Source organism: Micromonospora sp. H33 (assembly GCF_052068455.1).
Classification (GTDB): Bacteria; Actinomycetota; Actinomycetes; order Mycobacteriales; family Micromonosporaceae; genus Micromonospora.
The window spans coordinates 107605-124713 of the sequence record NZ_JBQHDE010000010.1; the positions used below are offsets into that span (position 1 = coordinate 107605).

Sequence of the window (17109 nt, forward strand, 5' to 3'; positions counted from 1 at the left end):
GGCGGCGGAAAAGCGCGATGGCGGAACGAATTCGGTGACCCGAACTGCCGTACACTCGCCGGGCATCCGCTGACGTGAGGAATCGGAGAACAATTCGTGCAGCTCGACGGTGTCGCCGCGGCCGGCGGTGGCCGGGTGGTCATGCTCGTGGACAACGGGGTGGACGGCGACTCCCGGGTGCAGAAGGCGGCCCGCTCGGCCGCCGACGCGGGCTGGGACGTCACCCTGCTGGGCTGCGCCCCCGTCGAGCGGGACTGGCGGCTCGGCGACGCCCACGTCCGCGTGCTGCCGATGGGCGGCGGGACGCACGCCGGCGGGCGGCGCACGCTGCGGCAGCGGCTGGTCGCCCGTGGCGGGCCGGTGCTGCGGGCGGCGCGGCTGGTCCGGCGGCCGGTCGAGCACGCCCAGGTCCTCCTCTGGCGAACGGTCTCCGGCGACCGGGCGTGGCGGCGCCTCGAACCGGGGCTGTGGACGTACGAGCGGGTGTTCGGGCCGCCGCTCGACGCCCTGGCGCCGGATCTGATCCACGCCCACGACTTCCGGATGCTCGGCGTGGCCGCGCGGGCGGTGGACCGGGCGCGGGCCGCCGGCCGGGACGTGAAGCTCGTGTGGGACGCGCACGAGTGGCTGCCCGGCGCGAAGCCCCGGCGCGACAACGTGCGGTGGCTGCCGGCCCACCTCGCGTACGTGCGGGAGCACGTGTCGCACGCCGACGCCGTGGTCACCGTCTCGGAGACCCTGGCCGACCTGCTCCAGGAGGAGCACCGGCTGGCCGAGCGCCCGACCGTGCTGCTCAACGCCCCGGCGTCGGCCGACTCGATGCCCGGCGACGCGGAGGTGCCCGACCTGCGTCACCTCTGCGGCATCGGGCCACGGACCCCGCTGCTCGTCTACAGCGGCGCGCTCGCCGAGCAGCGCGGGGTGGCCACCGTGGTCGAGGCGCTGCCCGGGCTGCCCGGGGCCCACCTCGCGCTGGTGGTCGCCGACCCGTCCGCGCCGTACGTCCGGCACCTGCGGGCCCTCGCCGCCCGGCTCGGCGTGGCCGAGCGGCTGCACGCCGTGCCGTACGTGCCGCACGGTCAGGTGAGCGCCTTCCTCAGCGCCGCCGACGTGGGCCTGATCCCGATCCACCACTGGCCGAACCACGAGATCGCCCTCATCACGAAGTTCTTCGAGTACGCCCACGCACGGCTGCCCGTCGTGGTCAGCGACGTCCGTACGATGGCCGACACCGTCCGCGCGACCGGACAGGGCGAGGTGTTCCGGGCCCGCGACGTCGCCGACCTGGTCCGCGCGGTGCGGGCCGTGCTCGCCGACCCGCCGCGCTACCGCCAGGTCTACGACGGCCCGGACTCGCCGCTGCCCGGGTGGACGTGGGAGGCGCAGGCCGACCGCCTCGACGCGCTCTACCGCCGCCTGCTGGCCGGCGCGCGCACCCCGGTGGAGGCGCCGTGAGCACGCCCGACGTCAGCGTGGTGGTGCCGGTCTACAACACCATGCCGTACCTGACCGGCTGCCTGGACTCGCTGGTCGGGCAGACGATCGGGCTGGGCCGGTTGCAGGTCGTGGCCGTGGACGACGGGTCCACCGACCGCAGCGGCGCCGAGCTGGACCGGTTCGCCGCCCGGTACCCCGGCGTGTTCACCGTCATCCACCAGGCCAACTCCGGTGGTCCCGCCGGCCCGTGCAACCGAGGGCTCGACGCCGCCACCGGCCGGTACGTCTTCTTCGTCGGCGCCGACGACCACCTCGGCCCCGAGGCGCTGGAGCGGCTGGTCGCCGCCGCCGACCAGTGGGACTCCGACGTCGTGCTCGGCAAGGTGGTCGGCGTCAACAGTCGACACATCTACCAGGACATCTTCGCCGCCAACCAGGTCGACGTGGACCTGTTCGACTCGCCGCTGCCGCGGTCGCTGGCCAACACCAAGCTGTTCCGGCGCGACCTGCTGGAACGGCACCGGATCCGCTACCGGGAGGACCTGCCGCTCGGCAGCGACCTGCCGTTCACGCTGGAGGCGTGCTACCGGGCGCGACGGATCTCGGTGCTGGCCGACTACGAGTTCTACTACGCGGTCCGGCGGTTCAGCGCCACCAACATCACGTACCTGAGCCGGCACCTCGACCGGCTGCGCACCGTGGAGGCGACCACCGCGTTCGTGGCCGACCTGATCGGCCCCGGCAAGCAGCGCGACGCCGTCATGGCCCGGCGCTTCGACCACGAGATCGCCAAACTGCTCGAGGACGACCTGCTGCGCCTGGACCGCGACACCCAGCAGCGGGTGCACGACGGCATCGGGCGCCTCGCCGCCGCGTACCTCACCGACGACATCGCCGGCGAGCTGAACGCCGAGACGCGCATCCGGCTCGCCCTGACCCGCGACGGCAGCCTCGACGACCTGCTCGCCGTGATCCGCCAGGACGCCCGCACCGGCGTGCCGCCCACGGTCGTCGAGGACGGTCGCCGGTACGCCGCGTACCCCGGGTTCCGCGCCGGCGTGCCCGACTCCTGCTTCGACGTCACCACGGCACCGGACTGGGTGGCGAAGCTCGACGTCACCGGCCTCGGCTGGGAGACCGGCCGGCGGGGCGAACGGGTGCTCACGGTGACCGCGACGACGCCCGTGCCGGATCTCCCGCCGCTCAGCGTCAGCGCCGAGGAGATCCTCGCCGACACCGAGACAGTGACGGCCGGCCCGGACGGGACCACGCTGCGGATCCGGTTCCGCGCTGCCGACCTGCTCGCCGCCACCGGTCCCACCGGCCAGCGGCGCGCGGTGTCCGCCCAGGTCGGCGAGTTCGACCCGGGGCTGGCCCAGGGTCTGAACCGGGCCACGGGGGCGGGTGGCTCCGCCGCCCTGCGAGCGCCCCGACTGCGGGCGACCGCACCGCTGCTGCGCCGGCGCGGCGCCCGCCTGTACGTGGTCACGCCGGTCGTCGACGAGTCCGGCCGGCTGATGATCTCCGTGGTGCCGGTGACCCCGAACCGCGTCGTCGCCCAGGTCCGCCGGACCCTGCGCCGCCGCCAGCCCTAGGCATCACACGCCGCACCGCGTCGAGATCTTGGAGGATTCCGGCCTCTGGGGCCGCTTCCTTCCAAGATCTCGAGGCCTTCCGTCCGCCTGCGCCGAGTTGGCGGCTGCGGGACCGGTGGCGGTCGTCCGAACCGGCTGTCAGACTCGGACTGGTCGCTGCCGCACGAAGGGCGGGAGATAATGCCGGACCAGCACCGGCCGGGCGCGGACACCGTGGAGCGGTTCGGCGCCCGGGTCACCATCGACGATCCGGCCGGCGTCCTGGTCGCCGCCCGGATCGGGCTGGTCGAGCTCTGGCTGACCGGGCCGCTGCCACCGCCGGTCCACAGTGTCCGCCTCACCGCGCACACCGTGGACGCGACGTGCCGGCTGTCCGCCGAGATCCGCGCCACGAGCGGCCTCCCGTCGGGAACCCTGCGCCTGCTGGCCCTCGGGGTCGCCGGCCCGGCCGGCTGGCTGCTCGCACGGCACCTCACCGCCGATCGGGACGGGCCGCTGGCCCGGCGCGCCGGACGGATCGCGGCGCAGGCGTCGCGGCGGCTCGGCCGGCCCGCGCCGACCGTCGTTGCCGACCGGGAGCGTCCCGTCGACCCGGCCGCCGCCGAGCTGCGGGGCGAGGCGGCCGCGCTCGGCCTCCGTGCCGAAGAGGACGTGACGGCTGTCGAGGGCGGCCGGCTGGTCGCCCTGCGCGCCACCGTGCCGGCCGGCCAGGTCAGCGTCTCGCACCTGCGCGCGCTGGTCGGGCTCACCCTCCAGGCCGTCCGCGACCTCGCCGGTGACGAGCCGGAGCCACGGGTGCTAAAAGGCCGGGCGTACGCACTGCGCCGCCCGCGGACCGTCGCGTCTGCGCGACCGGCGCCGCGGGCCGCCGCGCCGGTGCGACCGGCGGGCAGCGAGTCGGTGACCCTCGACCAGGTCGGCGGCCTCGACGACGTGGTGGCCCGGTTCCGGGAGATCGCGATCTCCTTCCGCCACCCCGACGTCATGGCCCGCTGGGGCGCCCGCCGTCCACAGGGCATCCTCCTGTACGGGCCACCCGGCACCGGCAAGACGATGCTGGCCCGCGCGCTGGCCAACGAGATCGGGGCGGACTTCCGCGAGATCCGCACGCCGGAGATCCTCGACAAGTGGCTCGGCGGCTCGGAGCGCAACATCAAGCAGATCTTCCGCGAGGCGCGCCGCTACCGGCAGCCGACGGTGCTGCTCTTCGACGAGTTCGACAGCATCATCAGCTACGCCGGCGCCGGCGGTGACGCGGCCAGCCAGGCGGTCAACGCGGTGGCGGGCATCTTCAAGCAGGAGATGAACACCCTCATCGAGGAGAACCCGCACGTCATCGTCGTGGCCACCACCAACTTCCCGCAGCGGGTGGACGCCTCGCTGGTCCGCTCCGGCCGGTTCGACGTCAAGCTGTCGATCCCGCCACCGGACGAGCCGGGCCGGGCCCAGATCATCACCAAGATGATCCGCGACCTCGTCGTCCGGCACGACCACCCGGGTTTCCGGATGTTCGCCGACGACGTCGACCCCGCCGCCCTCGCCGCCGCCAGCGCGGGGCTGACCGGCGCGGACATCCGCGAGGTGCTGCGCCGGGTGCAGCTCGCCAAGGCGATGCGCGAGGCCACCGGTGGGAGGCCGGTCGGCCCGATCGGCCAGGCCGACCTGCTCGCGGCGATCGAGGGCCTGCGGCGCGGCTGAGCTCCGTGCTGCCCGGGCCGCGCTGACCGCTCCCGCGCCGGGCGCGCTGCGAAGACCCTCTAGTTCGGGGTGTGCGCGACGTAGACGGTGTTCGCGGACTCGCCGCCGGTCAGCGGGTTCGGGAACCGGACGACGTGCGACTCCACCGCCGCGAACACCCGGGCGAGGACCTCGGTGAAGGCGGTGTCGGGCGGGTCGTCGGACCAGAGCGAGAACACGCCGTCCGGCCGCAGGGACGCCGCGAGCCGGCGCAGCCCCTCGTCGGTGTAGAAGGCGGCGTGGCTGGGGTGCAGGAGGTTGCGAGGGGAGTGGTCGACGTCGAGGAGCACGGCGTCGAACCGCCGCCCCGGCCGGTCCGGGTCGAGGCCGGCGCCCCCGGCGACGGCGGCGAAGAAGTCCGCGCGTACGAAACGGGTCCGTGGGTCGGTGGCGAGCCCGGCCGCGAACGGAAGCAGGCCGCGCCGGTGCCAGTCGACGACGTCCTCGACCGCCTCCACCACCAGCATCGAGGCGACCCGGTCGTCCTCCAGCACGGTACGGGCGGTGAAACCGAGCCCCAGACCACCGACGACCACGTCGAGGTCGCGCCGGGCCAGCGGAGCGAGCCCCAGCCGGGCCAGCTCGATCTCGGCGACCGGGAAGAGGCTCGACATGAGGAACTCGTCGTCGAGCTTCACCTCGTACACCTCGACGTCGAGGGCGGGGTCGCGGCGCCGGCGCAGGCTGATGGCACCGATCGGCGTCTCCCGCCAGGCCAGCTCCTCGAATCGCGCGCTCACGACCGGATGCTACCGGCGGCGCCGGGCGGGCGTCGTGCGGCGCGCGGCGGGCGCGTGGCCGGTGGCCCGCGACGCCCGACGGCCCGGCGGGCCGCGGCGGCGCCGAGGCGGCCTGCGGTCCGCGGCTGGCCCGGCGCGGCCCGAGGTTCGCCGGCGGCACGGCTGACTCCGGTGGCGCCGGCTCAGCCCGCCTCCGCCGCGCGGACGGCGACGACCACGGTGTCCAGGGCGTCGATCGTCGTGCCGTCGGGGCGGGCGACGGGCCGGCGGGCCGTCTCCGCCCGGACCACCCGCAGGCCGGCGAGGGCGGCGGCCACCGCCTCCGGGGTGTGCAAGACCTCCGGGTCCTGCGGACCGCCGGTGCCGCCGGTCAGGTTGGCGCGGTCGTGACCGACGACGACGATCCGCCCGCCGGGGCGCAGCGCGGCTCCCGCGCCGGCCAGCACCCGGGCGAGGTCGTCCGGCGGCAGGTGCAGGTAGGCGACCAGGACGACGTCGTACGCCCCGAGCTCCGGCCGCCACGTCGTCACGTCGGCGACGTGCCAGTCCACCGTGACGTTCCGGCTCGCCGCCAGCGTGCGGCCCCGGGCGACGGCGACGGGCGAGAAGTCGACCGCGGTGACCCGCCAGCCCTGCCGGGCGAGCCAGACCGCGTTCCGGCCCTCGCCGGCCGCGAGGTCCAGCGCCCGGCCTGGCGGAAGGTCGGCCAGCTCCTCGACGACGAACCGGTTCGGCTCGGCCGTCCAGACCAGATCCGGGGTGGACGCGTACCGCGCGTCCCACTCGTCGCTGTCCATGCCCTGCTCCTCTCCCGGGGTCAGCCTCTCATCGTGCCGCGACGGTCCGCAGCGTCCGGGTGTCCGTCGACCACCTTCGCGACGCAGGGTCCTCGGGACATCGACGGAACGCTTATCCTGTGCGCCGAGCCCGCCACCGGAAGGGAGCCCATGCCGTCGCGGCAGGACCAACTGCACTCGTACCAGTTCACCGTCCAACGGGCGGTCGCCGCCCTGGTGATGCGGGAGACCGACCCCGCGCAGTCGCCGTTCCGGCGGTTGGCGGGTGCGGGTCTGGCCAGCGTCCTGGTCGCGGTGATCGCCCTGGGCGGCTTCGCCCTGTACGGGTTGTTCGCCGGGGGCGGGAGCAAGTGGCGCGACGAGACCGCGGTGATCGTGGAGAAGGAGTCCGGCGCCCGGTTCGTCTACCGCGACCAGAAGCTGCACCCGGTGCTCAACTACGCGTCGGCCCTGCTCATCATCGGGGCGGAGCGGCCGAAGACGGTGCTGGTTGCCCGCCGGTCCATCGCCGGGGTGCCGCGCGGCCTGCCGCTGGGCATCGCCGACGCGCCCGACTCCCTGCCCGCCCCGGGCGGGTTGTCGACCGCGCCGTGGACGGTCTGTTCGGTGACCGGCGCCGAGGGCGACCGGCCGGAGCCCCGCTCCGCCCTCCTGATCGGCGTGGACGCCGCGGGCGGCCGCCCGCTGGGCGACGACGGCCTGCTGCTGCGCCATCCCGACGGCGGGCTGCACCTGGTCTGGCAGCAGCGCCGTCACGCGATCCGCGACCCCGACCGGGTGCTCGCCGCGCTCGCGGCCACCCGCGCCCGGGCGGTACCCGTGGCGCCGGCCCTGCTGCACTCGTTGCCGGCGGGCGTCGACCTGACCCCGCCGGCCCTGCCCGGCGAGGGGCAACCCTCGGCGCGGGTCACCGGGGCCCGCATCGGCGACGTCTACCTGGTCCGCAACTCCGGCGGCGGCCGGCAGTACGCGGTCGTGCTCCGCGACGGTCTCGCGGGCATCACCGAGTTGCAGGCCAGCCTGCTGCTGGCGAGCACCGGCCAGGGTGAGCCGGAGCCGATCACGCTGGGGCGGTTCGCCACGCTGCCCAAGGTGCCCGACCTGACCCCGGCCGGGCCGTCGGCCCCACCGGCCGTACCGCCCCGGCTGGCCGCTTCCGACGGCGGGCTCTGCACGCGCGTCGGCGAGGACGGCGCAGTGGCCGACGTCCGGTACGGCGTCCGGCTGCCGGATCTGGGCAGCGCCCTCCGCTCCGGGCCCGCGTCGGCGGAGGGCGGGGTGCTCGCCGATCACGTCGTGGTGGATCCGGGTCGCGGCGCGGTGGTCGAGGCCGTCGCCGCGCCCGGGGCGACCGGGGGCGCGATCTGTGTGGTCACCGACCTCGGCCGGCGGTACGTGCTGGCCGGCGCCGAGGTGCTCGGGATGCTCGGCTACCGCGACGTGCGCCCGCTCCGGTTGCCGGCGAGCCTGGTCAGCCTGGTGCCTCCGGGCGCCACGCTGGACCCGGCCGCCGCCCGGGTGGTCGCCGCCCCGGCGTGACGGGCGGCTCGGCTCTGAAAAAAATCTTGGAAGATTTCGACCCCTCCAGGGGCGCCACTTCCTCCAAGATCGCGTCGCGTCGCGGGCGTTGTCAGTCGGGCGGGCGGCGGAGGATGGTGACCGCGAAGTCGCTCTCGTCCCGCCAGGGGCGCAGGTCCCAGGTGGCGAAGCGGTGCTCGCGGCGCAGCCCGGCGGCGTCCGTGTCGTGGTCGAAGTCGGCCAGCCGGTAGCCGCGGTCGAGGCCGAAGCCGACCGCCACCACGCCGTCCGGTCGCAGGTGCGCCGCGATCCGCCGGAGCACCGCCGGCTCGGTCCCCGGCGCGACGAAGGCCATCACGTTGCCGGCCACCACGGCGGCGTCGAACGGTTCCGGCTCGCCGGCGGCGGCCAGGTCGAGGTCGGCCAGGTCGGCGACCAGCCAGCGTGGGCCGGGGTGGTCGGCCCGGGCCGCCTTGACCAGGGCCGGGTCGGCGTCGACACCGACGACGGTGTGGCCGCGCGCGGCCAGGGCGGCGCCCACCCGGCCGGTGCCGCAGCCGGCGTCGAGGATCCGGGAGCCGGGCGGCACCAGGGTGTCGACCAGCCGGGCCTCCCCGGCGAGGTCCACGCCCTCGGCCGCCAGCCGGCGGAAGCGGTCGATGTACCACTGGGAGTGCTCGGGACCGGTCTCGGTCATCCAGCGGGTCGGCTTGCCCATGGCGCCACCGTAACCGCTCGTCCCGCGGCGCGAGCCGGCACCACCACCTGCCTCACAGCGCACAGTCGCGCGCTCGATCCTGCACGTCGTGACCCAACGGCCCGCGCACTTTCAGAGAAGGAGTGGCCATCCGGGTGGGAATCGGCACTCTTTCTTTGAAAGTGCGGGGCCCCGGACCGACTGTGGCGCCGCCGCGCCGGCGGCACGGCGCCGGGCCGTCGGGGTTAGCCCTTCTCGGCGCCGCTGGTGAGGCCCTCGGTGAGGAGCCGTTCGCTGGCGAAGAAGAGGATCACGATGGGCAGGGTGAGGATGACCGAGCCGGCCATCAGCACCGTCTTGGGGACCTCCACCCCGTCGGCGAGTTGCGCGAGCCCGAGCGACACCGTCCACCGGTTGGGTTTGTCGACGAGGAACAGCAGGGCGAAGAGGAACTCGTTCCAGGCGATCATGAAGTCGTAGAGCGCCACGGCCATGATCGACGGGGCGGCGAGGGGGAGGCTGACCCGGCGGATGATGCCGAGCCGTCCCGCCCCGTCGATGGCGGCGGATTCCTCCAGGCTCACCGGGATGGTCTCGAAGTAGTTCTTCAGCATGTAGACCGAGACCGGCAGCGTCTGCGAGATGTAGACCAAGATCAGCCCGAACAGCGAGCCGCGCAGCCCGGCGCGGGTGAAGACCACGAACAGCGGGATGGCGATGACGATCGACGGGAACAGGTAGACGGCCAGGAACAGGAAGTGGACCTGCCGGCGGCCGAAGAACCGCAGCCGGGAGACGGCGTACGCGCCGGGGATCGCCACCAGCAGGGTGAGCAGGGTCGCCGCGACGGCGACCAGGCCGCTGTTGCGCATGAAGGTGAGGAAGCCCTGGCCACCGTCCTCGGCCGCCTTGAGGACCTCGGTGTACGTGGCGACGGTCAGCTCGCCCAGCCCGACCCACAACGAGCCGGGGTCGAGCAGCAGGCGCTCGATGGGGCGTACCGAGAGCACCAGCATGTAGTAGAAGGGGAAGACGGTGACCACCAGGAAGGTGGCGATCACCAGCCGGCGCAACCAGCGCAGGCTCACCGTCTCGACCCGGTCCCGGTCCATCAGTCGGCCCTCCGTCCGCCGAAGAAACGCAGGTAGACGACGACGAACACGATGAGCACGACGGCCAGCACCAACGCCTGCGCGGCGGCCGCGCCGATGTCGGTACGGGCGGTCAGGAACTCGTAGACCCGGACGCTGACCACCTCGGTGCCGGCCGCGCCCCCGGTGAGCAGGTAGACGTCGTCGAACTTGTTGAACGTCATGATGAAGCGCAGCACGCCCAGCAGGGCGATCACCGGCAGCAGCTGCGGCAGCAGGATGCGCCGGAACCGCTGGGTCGGGGTGGCCCCGTCGACGAGAGCCGCCTCCTCCAGTTCGCCGGGCACCGCCTGGAGCCGGGCGAGCAGGAACAGGAACGCGAACGGGAAGTACCGCCACGCCTCGAAGGCGATGACGGTGGCCAGCGCGGTCGAATCCTGGGACAGGAACGGGATCGGCGCGTCCCAGCCCAGGAACCGCTGCCCCCAGTTGTTGACGAGGCCGAGCTGCGGGTCGAGCATCACCTGCCAGACGAAGGTCACCGCGACCACCGGCGCCACGTACGGCAGCAGCATCGACGCGCGGACCAGGGTACGGCCCCGGAACGGTCGGCGGACCACCAGCGCCGCCACCAGGCCGAGCACGATCGAGCCGGCGGTGCTGCCGAGGCTGTAGACCAGCGTCGTCCAGAGGGTGTCGGCGAACCCGGGGGTGTTGAGCACCCGTTCGACGTTGGCGAGGGTGAACTCGCCGAAGAGCCCGGTGCGGCGCAGCGTGGCCAGGCGTACCCGCTGGAAGGCCAGGACCACCGTCCAGACGATCGGGATGCCGATCACCGCGACCACGACGAGCAGGGTCGGCGCGACCAGCGCGAGCCCGGCGCGGGACTCGCGCTGCCGGAGCGTGACCGGCCCGCGGCGGCGGGCCGGGACCGGCCGCTCCGCGGTGGGGGAGCGGCCGGTGTCCGGCGGGGCGGTGGTCAATTGACGCCCGCCTTGATCGCCTCCACGTCCTTCTGTGCCCGCCCGGCGGCCGCGGCGGCGTCGGACTTGCCGGAGACGACGTCGCTGAGCGCCTTCGGCACCGGCAGTTCCCCGAGGATCGCCCCGACGAGCTTGCCCTGGCCCTGGGTCAGGCCCCACCGCTGGAAGGTGTCCGGGCTGCGGCGCAGGCCGGCGAGCACCTCGTCGCCGTAGACCTCGGCGAGCGGCTTCTTGACGTCGACGCCGGCCGGGCTGCTGTTCCACGCGGTGAGGAACTTCTCCGGCTGGTCAGCGGTGCCCTTGCGGACCGGGAAGCGCCCCTCGGGGGACATGCCGAACCAGCGGGGGTAGGCGTCGTCCAGCATGTACTCCACGAAGGACGTCGCCGACTCCTCGGCGGCGCCGTCGAGCACCGCCCAGGAGCTGATCTCGCCGTACTGGGCCGGTTCCGTGCCGTTGGGGCCCTTGATGGCGGTGACGAAGCCGCTGTGCTCCTCCAGGAAGCTCGGGTCCCGCTGGCACTGCGGGCAGGTCGGTTTCGCGTCGTTGCGCAGGCCCGCCAGCTCGTCGAGGATGAACGGCGACCAGATCAGCATGGCTGCCTTGCCGGCGAAGTACGTGGCGCGGGTGGTGTCGACGTCCTGCGCGCCCTTGACCGAGTAGTTGCGCATCAGGTCGCCGTAGAAGCGGAAAGCCTCCACACACTCCGGGGAATTCAGCTTCACCGCGCCGGAGTCGTCGGTGAGCTGGCAGTTGTTGGCCAGGGCCAGGTGTTCGAAGGTCTGCTGGGTGAAGACGTCACCGGGGGCCGTGGCGGCGGTGATGCCGGCGATGCCGTTGCGGTTGAGGGTCCGCGCGGCGTTGGTGATCTTCTCGTACGTGTCCGGGACGGGCAGGCCGGCGGCGTCGAACAGGTCCTTGCGGTAGACGAGGAGCTGGCCCCAGCCGTCGCTGGGCACGGAGAGCTGGGTGCCGTCGTCGGACGTCAGTTCCAGGGCCCGGGGCGAGAAGGTCTGCCGGCCCAGCGCCTCGACGACCTCCGTGTTCGCCGAGGGGTGCAGCAGTTCGTTGCCCGCGAGGGTCCGTACGGCGGCCAGCGAGACCGACCCGACCACGTCGGGCAGCTCTCCGGCGGCGGCGCTGGAGGCGATCAGGGAGGGGAACTGGTCCTCGTTGACGGTTACCAGGTCGACGGTGATCCCGGTCTGCTTGCTGAAGTCGGCGATGATGGCCTTGGTGGCGGTGACCCGGTCGGCCACGTCCTCCAGGCTCCACACGGTGATCTTCTTGCTGTCCGTCTCGGACTCGTCGTCGCCGCAGGCCATCAGGCTGGCCCCGGCAAGTGCCATGATCAGGGTGGCGGCGAGTGTCCGCATCGGAGGTGCTGACATCGGTGGCACTCCTCTCGAAGGGTACATGACGGATTCAACCCCTTCGATTGATCAATGACAAGACATATAACGAAATTTTGCCTACGATGGAACCCAGTGCTACCGGGATGTGACTCATGGTCAACTGGGTTGTCTCTCTGGCCGGGCCGCGACAGATCAGCCTCCAGCCCTGCCCCCCGGATCCGCTCGGTCCCGGCCAGGTGCGCGTCCGCACCTGCTACTCCGGGATCTCGGCCGGCACCGAACTCACCCTCTACCGCGGCAGCAACCCGCGCCTGAGCAAGGACTGGGACGACGTCACGCGGATGTTCGTCCCCCGGCAGGCCGTCGTGCCGTACCCGCTGGTGGGCTTCGGTTACGAGGAGGTCGGCGAGATCGTCGAGGTGGCCGCCGACGTGGCCGACCGAAAGCCCGGGCAGGTGGTCTGGGGCATCTGGGGACACCGGGCGGAGGCAGTCCTGCCCGCCGACGCCGTACAGCCGCTGCCGGTCGGGCTCGACCCCCTCGCCGCCGTCTTCGCCCGCCCCGGGGCGATCGCGCTGACCGCCGTCCTGGCCGGCGACCTGCATCTGGGGGACTGGGTGGGTGTCTTCGGGCAGGGCGTCATCGGGCTGCTCGCCACCCGGCTCGCGGTGCTCTCCGGCGCCCGGGTGGTGGCCGTGGACCGGGTGCCGTCCCGCCTGGCGCACGCCGCCCGCCTCGGTGCCCGGCTCGTCGTCGACGCCACCGCCGACTCCGCCGCCGCCGTGCTGCGGCAGGCCACCGGCGGGCGCGGCGCGGACGTCTGCCTCGAGCTGTCCGGGGCGTATCCGGCGCTGCACGAGGCCATCCGCGCCACCATCCACGCCGGCCGCGTCGTGGCCGCCGGCTTCTACCAGGGGCAGGCCGACGCGCTCGGCCTGGGGGAGGAGTTCCACCACAACCGCATCCAGCTGGTGGCGGCCCAGGTCTCCGGGCCGACGCCGGCGCCCGGCATGGCCGGCCGGTGGACCGGTGCGCGCGTCGCCCAGACGTTCATGGACCTGGTGGCCGAGGGCAGCGTCGATCCGCTGCCGCTGGTGAGCCACGTCGTCGACGCGAGCGCGGTGGCCGACGCGCTCGCGCTGCTCGACCGCGGTGACGGGGATGTCCTCCAAGTAGTCCTGAGGTTCTGACCATGGCGATCCCACTGGCCTGTCAGGAGCAGCTCCTGCCGGGCGACGACCTGATCCGCAAGTACGCGCTCGCGACCGCGCTCGGCTACCACGGCATCGAGCTGCGCGGGCGCGGCGACCTCGCCTTCGTACGCCGGCTGCCCGAACTGCGCCGGGCCCGCGCGGCCGGCGTGGTCATGCCCACCGTGTGCGTGGAGATGGACCACTTCATCGGCGACTTCGACCCCGACCGGTCCCGCGACGCCGTCCGCAACCTCCGTTCGCAGCTGTCGGTGATCGCGGAGCTCGGCGGTGTCGGGGCGATGACCCCGGCCGCGTGGGGGATGTTCTCCCGCCGCCTGCCGCCGTTCGAGCCACCCCGGTCCCCGGCCGGCGACCGGCAGGTGCTCCTCGACGCCCTCGGCGAGCTGGGCCAGCACGCCCGTGCCGAGGGGGTCACCCTCTTCCTGGAGCCGCTCAACCGGTACGAGGACCACATGGTCAACCGGCTCGACGAGGCGGTCACCCTCTGCGCGGCCGTCGGGCTGCCCTCGGTACGGGTGGTCGCCGACACCTTCCACATGAACATCGAGGAGGACGACGTCCACGCGGCGCTGCGCGCCGCCGCGCCGTACCTCGGACACGTGCAGGTCAGCGACTCCAACCGCTTCCAGCCCGGCGCGGGTCACCTGAACTGGCCGGCGCTGCTGCGGACCCTGCTCGAGATCGACTACCCCGGCTGGCTGGCCCTGGAGTGCCGGCTACGTGGCGACCCGGTCCGCGCGCTGCAACAGGCCGCGACCGTGCTGCGGCTGGCCCAGCCGAAACGGGCGGCGGCGTGAGCGCGCGGAGCGAGCGAACCGGTTGGCTGGGCGCCGATCCGCCGGGCGGCGGGGCCGCCGGATCCGGCGTGGCGCGCGACGAGGCGCCGTCCGGACCCGACGCGCCGGTCGGATCGGCCGACCCGGCCCGCCTCAGGGCGCTCGCCGTCGCCACCCTCGACGGCAACTGGGAGCACGACCACACCGTGCCGTCGCGCACCCTCTACCCGCACCAGTGGAGCTGGGACTCGGCGTTCATCGCGATCGGCTGGGCCCACGTCCGTCCCGCCCGTGCCTGGCGGGAACTGGCGAGCCTGTTCCGCGCCCAGTGGGCCGACGGCCGGGTGCCGCACATCGTGTTCAACCCGGCCCTGCGCGTCGGGGCGTACTTTCCCGGGCCGGACTTCTGGGCCTCCGCGCTCGCCGAGGGCGCGCCGGCCGCCGCCACCTCCGGTCTGGTCCAGCCGCCGGTGCACGCGCTCGCCGCCTGGCTCGCGTACCGGCGGGACCAATCCGAGGCGGCGCGGGCGGCGCTGGCCCGGCTCTACCCGCGGCTGGTGGCCCAGCAGCGGTACCTGGCCACGTGTCGGGACGCCGGAGGCGGTGGTCTGGCCTGCATCGTGCACCCCTGGGAGTCCGGTCTGGACAACAGCCCGGCGTGGGACGCCCCGATGGCGGCGGTGCCCGCCGACGCGGCCGTCATGCGCGCGTACCGCCGGCACGACACCACGCACGCCGACGCCGCCCACCGCCCCACGGACCTGGACTACGCGCGCTACGTCGCGATCCTCGTGGCCTACCGTGAGCTGCGGTACCGCGACGAGGACCTCGCCGACCGGCACCCGTTCCTGGTGGAGTGCCCGCTGCTCAACGCGGCGATGGGCGGCGCGGAGCACGCCCTGGCCCGGATCGCGGCGGTCGTCGGCGCCGACCCCGGCCCCCACCGCGACCGCGCGACCGCGATCACCGAGGCCGTCGTCCGCCGGCTGTACGACCCGACGACCGGCCTGTTCCACCCGCGTGACCTGCGCACCGGCCGCCTGGTCCCGGCCCGCACGGCGCTCGGGCTGATGCCGCTGGGCCTGCCCAACCTGCCGGCCCGACCGGCGGCGAGCGTGATCGCCGAGGCGTGCTCGGCCCGGTTCGGGCTCGGGCCCCGCATGGAGCGGCCGTTGCCCAGCTACGACCGCACCGCGCCGGACTTCGAGCCGCTGCGGTACTGGCGTGGCCCGAGCTGGCTGAACCTCGCGTGGCTGCTGCGCCGGGGGCTGCACGCGCACGGACGGCCCGACCTGGCCGCCGGGCTGCGCCGGTCGATGATCGGGCTGGTGGCGCGGTCGGGCTGCCACGAGTACTTCCACCCGGACACCGGCGCGGGCCTCGGCTCGCCGGCGTTCGGCTGGACCGCCGCCCTGCTGCTCGACGTCCTGGCGGAGAGGCGCTGATGCGGCACGGGGCCGTTTGTGCGGCCGCGCCGCGGGTAAGCGCGCGGCGTGCGGTTTCCCCTCTTCGTCGACGCGGTGTCCCGCCGCTCGGGCCTGTCGAGCGAGCAGGCCGCCACCGTCTCCCGCGCCGTGCTGCAGACCATGGTGGAACGCATGACCGGTGGGGAGGCCGCCGACCTGGCGGGGCACCTCCCGGACGACGCGGGTGACTACCTCGCCGAGCCGGGCACGGATCCCGCCGACGGCCGGCCGCCGGCCATCGGGCCGGTGGAGTTCCTCCGCCGGGTGGGGGAGCGGGCCGGGGTCGACGACGAGACCGCCCGGATCGGCACGGCGGCCGTCTTCGCCACCCTGCGCGAGGCCGTGACGGTTGACGAGTTCCGCGCCATGGTGGCCGAGCTGCCCCGCGACTTCGACGGGATGACCCAGCCGATACCGCGCCCGCCGGACCGGTGAGCGGCGACCCGCGGCCTACCCGGCGTCCGGCGGGTCGGCCGCGTCGGCCTCGGGCAGGTCCTCCGGCTCGGCGACCCAGGCGGAGAAGACCGGCAGGCCGTGCCACGGGCCGGGCGTGCCGGACCGGTCGTCGGTCGCGACGGCGACCACCGCGTACGGGTGGCCGAAGCGCAGCTCGGCGGTGCGCCGTACGCCCTCCGGCGGCAGGGCGGTGAGCGCGAAGAACCCGGTGACCGCGGCGGCCTCGAAGCCGTAGCGGCCGTACCGGGCGGCGGCCGCCTGGGCCGCCTCGAAACCGAGGTCGGGCCGGTCCAGGAGGCCGCGGAAGGCCTGCGCGGCGGCGGCGAAGCCGAGGGCGGGCGCGGTCAGGTCGTGCTGGCTCTCGGCCGACCAGCAGGGCAGCACCGCCGCGACCCGCTCCTCCCGGGCCGCGAACGTGCGCACCGTCTCCTCCCGCAGCGTCCACAGCGGAGCATCACCCAGCGGCAGGTCGTACAGGGAGCGCCGGCCGGCCGGGTCGGTCCCGTCGAGCGCGTGGGCGGCCTGCTCGTGCGCGGCGGCGAGGACGTCGCCGGGCGGCACGTCGACCGCGGCGGCCACCGAGACCACGAGCAGCCCCGGCCCGCCCTCGGACGCGGGGCGGGCGGGCGCGGCGTGCACGATCACGTCCCCGGCCCGGCCGGTGGCCGCGATCCACGCCCGGTGGCCGTCCGGGGGAGTACGCAGGACCCGCCGTAGCCGGGCGGCCCAGGCGCTGCCCGGGCCGAGCGCCTCCGCTCCGGTCACCTGGAACGGCTCCGCCCAGGACACCCGGGTGGCCAGCGCGCTGGCCAGCACGAGCAGCACGTCCGCCGTCATCTCGAGCGGAAACCTGTCGATCAGTCCCAGGCTGTGCTCGCGCGCCCAGGCGTCGAGCGCGGCATGGTCGGGCAGGGGGCCGGTCTGCGTCGACGGTGGCAGGCCGGCCCGCCAGGAGGCCAGGCCGGGCGAGTCGACACCGGCGGCCTGCCAGAGGCCGGTGGCGGCCCCGACCAGCGGATGCGGGTCGGCCAGCAGCGCCCGGGCGGCGTCGGCGGCGGCCTCCGCGTCGGTGCCGAGCACCTCCTCCAGCTCGGCCCGGGGGGTGCCGGCGGCGGCGGGCGCGACCAGGGCGAGGAGGAGCCAGGCGCCCAGCGGAGAGGCGACGTGATGGCGGTCGCCGAGGGCGCTGTGCAGCCGTTCGGCGTATCGGGCCACGCAGGCGGGGATGTCGGTCATCGCTCCACTGT

The 17109-nt window shown here is 74.5% G+C and carries 15 protein-coding genes; 8 read left to right on the plus strand and 7 right to left on the minus strand.

Features of this window, described 5'->3' with window-relative positions:
* Positions 1-141 precede the first annotated feature (141 nt).
* From ACTMS0_RS21160 to ACTMS0_RS21170, 3 genes are all read left to right on the plus strand, one after another.
* On the plus strand, positions 142-1455 hold the full coding sequence (locus ACTMS0_RS21160) for a glycosyltransferase family 4 protein (protein ID WP_441157055.1): 1314 nt from the start codon (positions 142-144) through the stop codon (positions 1453-1455).
* The gene (locus tag ACTMS0_RS21165; protein ID WP_441156970.1) at positions 1452-3032 is read left to right on the plus strand and encodes a glycosyltransferase family 2 protein; all 1581 of its coding nucleotides are present in this window, start codon (positions 1452-1454) and stop codon (positions 3030-3032) included. The genes ACTMS0_RS21160 and ACTMS0_RS21165 overlap by 4 nt, the downstream gene beginning before the upstream one ends.
* 180 nt (positions 3033-3212) lie before the next feature.
* Positions 3213-4730 carry an AAA family ATPase gene (locus ACTMS0_RS21170; protein WP_441156971.1) on the plus strand — a complete coding sequence of 506 codons (1518 nt, stop codon included), beginning with the start codon at positions 3213-3215 and terminating at the stop codon, positions 4728-4730.
* Between the two features lie 59 nt (positions 4731-4789).
* On the opposite strand, the gene ACTMS0_RS21175 is transcribed toward ACTMS0_RS21170, so the two are convergent.
* On the minus strand, positions 4790-5509 hold the full coding sequence (locus tag ACTMS0_RS21175) for a spermidine synthase (protein WP_441156972.1): 720 nt from the start codon (positions 5507-5509) through the stop codon (positions 4790-4792).
* 182 nt (positions 5510-5691) lie between these two features.
* On the minus strand, positions 5692-6306 hold the full coding sequence (locus tag ACTMS0_RS21180; RefSeq protein WP_441156973.1) for a class I SAM-dependent methyltransferase: 615 nt from the start codon (positions 6304-6306) through the stop codon (positions 5692-5694).
* Positions 6307-6456: 150 nt separating this feature from the next.
* On the opposite strand from ACTMS0_RS21180, the gene eccB reads away from it, so the two are divergent.
* Complete coding sequence (eccB, locus tag ACTMS0_RS21185; protein WP_441156974.1) at positions 6457-7845, plus strand: type VII secretion protein EccB; 1389 nt, start codon at positions 6457-6459, stop codon at positions 7843-7845.
* Between the two features lie 91 nt (positions 7846-7936).
* Here the strand turns inward: eccB and ACTMS0_RS21190 are convergent, their stop codons facing one another.
* The 4 genes from ACTMS0_RS21190 to ACTMS0_RS21205 form a co-directional block, all read right to left on the minus strand.
* The gene (locus tag ACTMS0_RS21190; RefSeq protein WP_441156975.1) at positions 7937-8542 is read right to left on the minus strand and encodes a class I SAM-dependent methyltransferase; all 606 of its coding nucleotides are present in this window, start codon (positions 8540-8542) and stop codon (positions 7937-7939) included.
* A 224-nt stretch (positions 8543-8766) separates the two neighbouring features.
* Positions 8767-9633 (minus strand): carbohydrate ABC transporter permease, encoded by an 867-nt coding sequence (locus ACTMS0_RS21195; RefSeq protein ID WP_441156976.1) that lies wholly within the window; start codon positions 9631-9633, stop codon positions 8767-8769.
* Positions 9633-10595, minus strand: a complete 963-nt coding sequence (locus ACTMS0_RS21200; protein ID WP_441156977.1) for a carbohydrate ABC transporter permease — start codon at positions 10593-10595, stop codon at positions 9633-9635. Before ACTMS0_RS21200 ends, ACTMS0_RS21195 begins: the two co-directional genes overlap by 1 nt.
* The gene (locus ACTMS0_RS21205; protein ID WP_441156978.1) at positions 10592-11986 is read right to left on the minus strand and encodes an ABC transporter substrate-binding protein; all 1395 of its coding nucleotides are present in this window, start codon (positions 11984-11986) and stop codon (positions 10592-10594) included. Before ACTMS0_RS21205 ends, ACTMS0_RS21200 begins: the two co-directional genes overlap by 4 nt.
* 116 nt (positions 11987-12102) lie before the next feature.
* On the opposite strand from ACTMS0_RS21205, the gene ACTMS0_RS21210 reads away from it, so the two are divergent.
* The 4 genes from ACTMS0_RS21210 to ACTMS0_RS21225 all read left to right on the plus strand — a co-directional run bounded on the left by ACTMS0_RS21210 (position 12103) and on the right by ACTMS0_RS21225 (position 15841).
* Positions 12103-13140, plus strand: coding sequence for a zinc-binding dehydrogenase (locus ACTMS0_RS21210; RefSeq protein WP_441156979.1), 1038 nt, complete (start codon positions 12103-12105; stop codon positions 13138-13140).
* Positions 13141-13142: 2 nt separating this feature from the next.
* Positions 13143-13961 (plus strand): sugar phosphate isomerase/epimerase family protein, encoded by an 819-nt coding sequence (locus ACTMS0_RS21215; protein ID WP_441156980.1) that lies wholly within the window; start codon positions 13143-13145, stop codon positions 13959-13961.
* Between the two features lie 68 nt (positions 13962-14029).
* The gene (locus ACTMS0_RS21220; RefSeq protein WP_441156981.1) at positions 14030-15385 is read left to right on the plus strand and encodes an MGH1-like glycoside hydrolase domain-containing protein; all 1356 of its coding nucleotides are present in this window, start codon (positions 14030-14032) and stop codon (positions 15383-15385) included.
* 48 nt (positions 15386-15433) lie between these two features.
* Positions 15434-15841 (plus strand): DUF2267 domain-containing protein, encoded by a 408-nt coding sequence (locus ACTMS0_RS21225; protein ID WP_441156982.1) that lies wholly within the window; start codon positions 15434-15436, stop codon positions 15839-15841.
* Positions 15842-15856: 15 nt separating this feature from the next.
* Here ACTMS0_RS21225 and ACTMS0_RS21230 read toward each other — a convergent pair whose 3' ends face one another.
* Positions 15857-17098, minus strand: a complete 1242-nt coding sequence (locus ACTMS0_RS21230) for a hypothetical protein (protein WP_441156983.1) — start codon at positions 17096-17098, stop codon at positions 15857-15859.
* Positions 17099-17109: the final 11 nt, after the last annotated feature.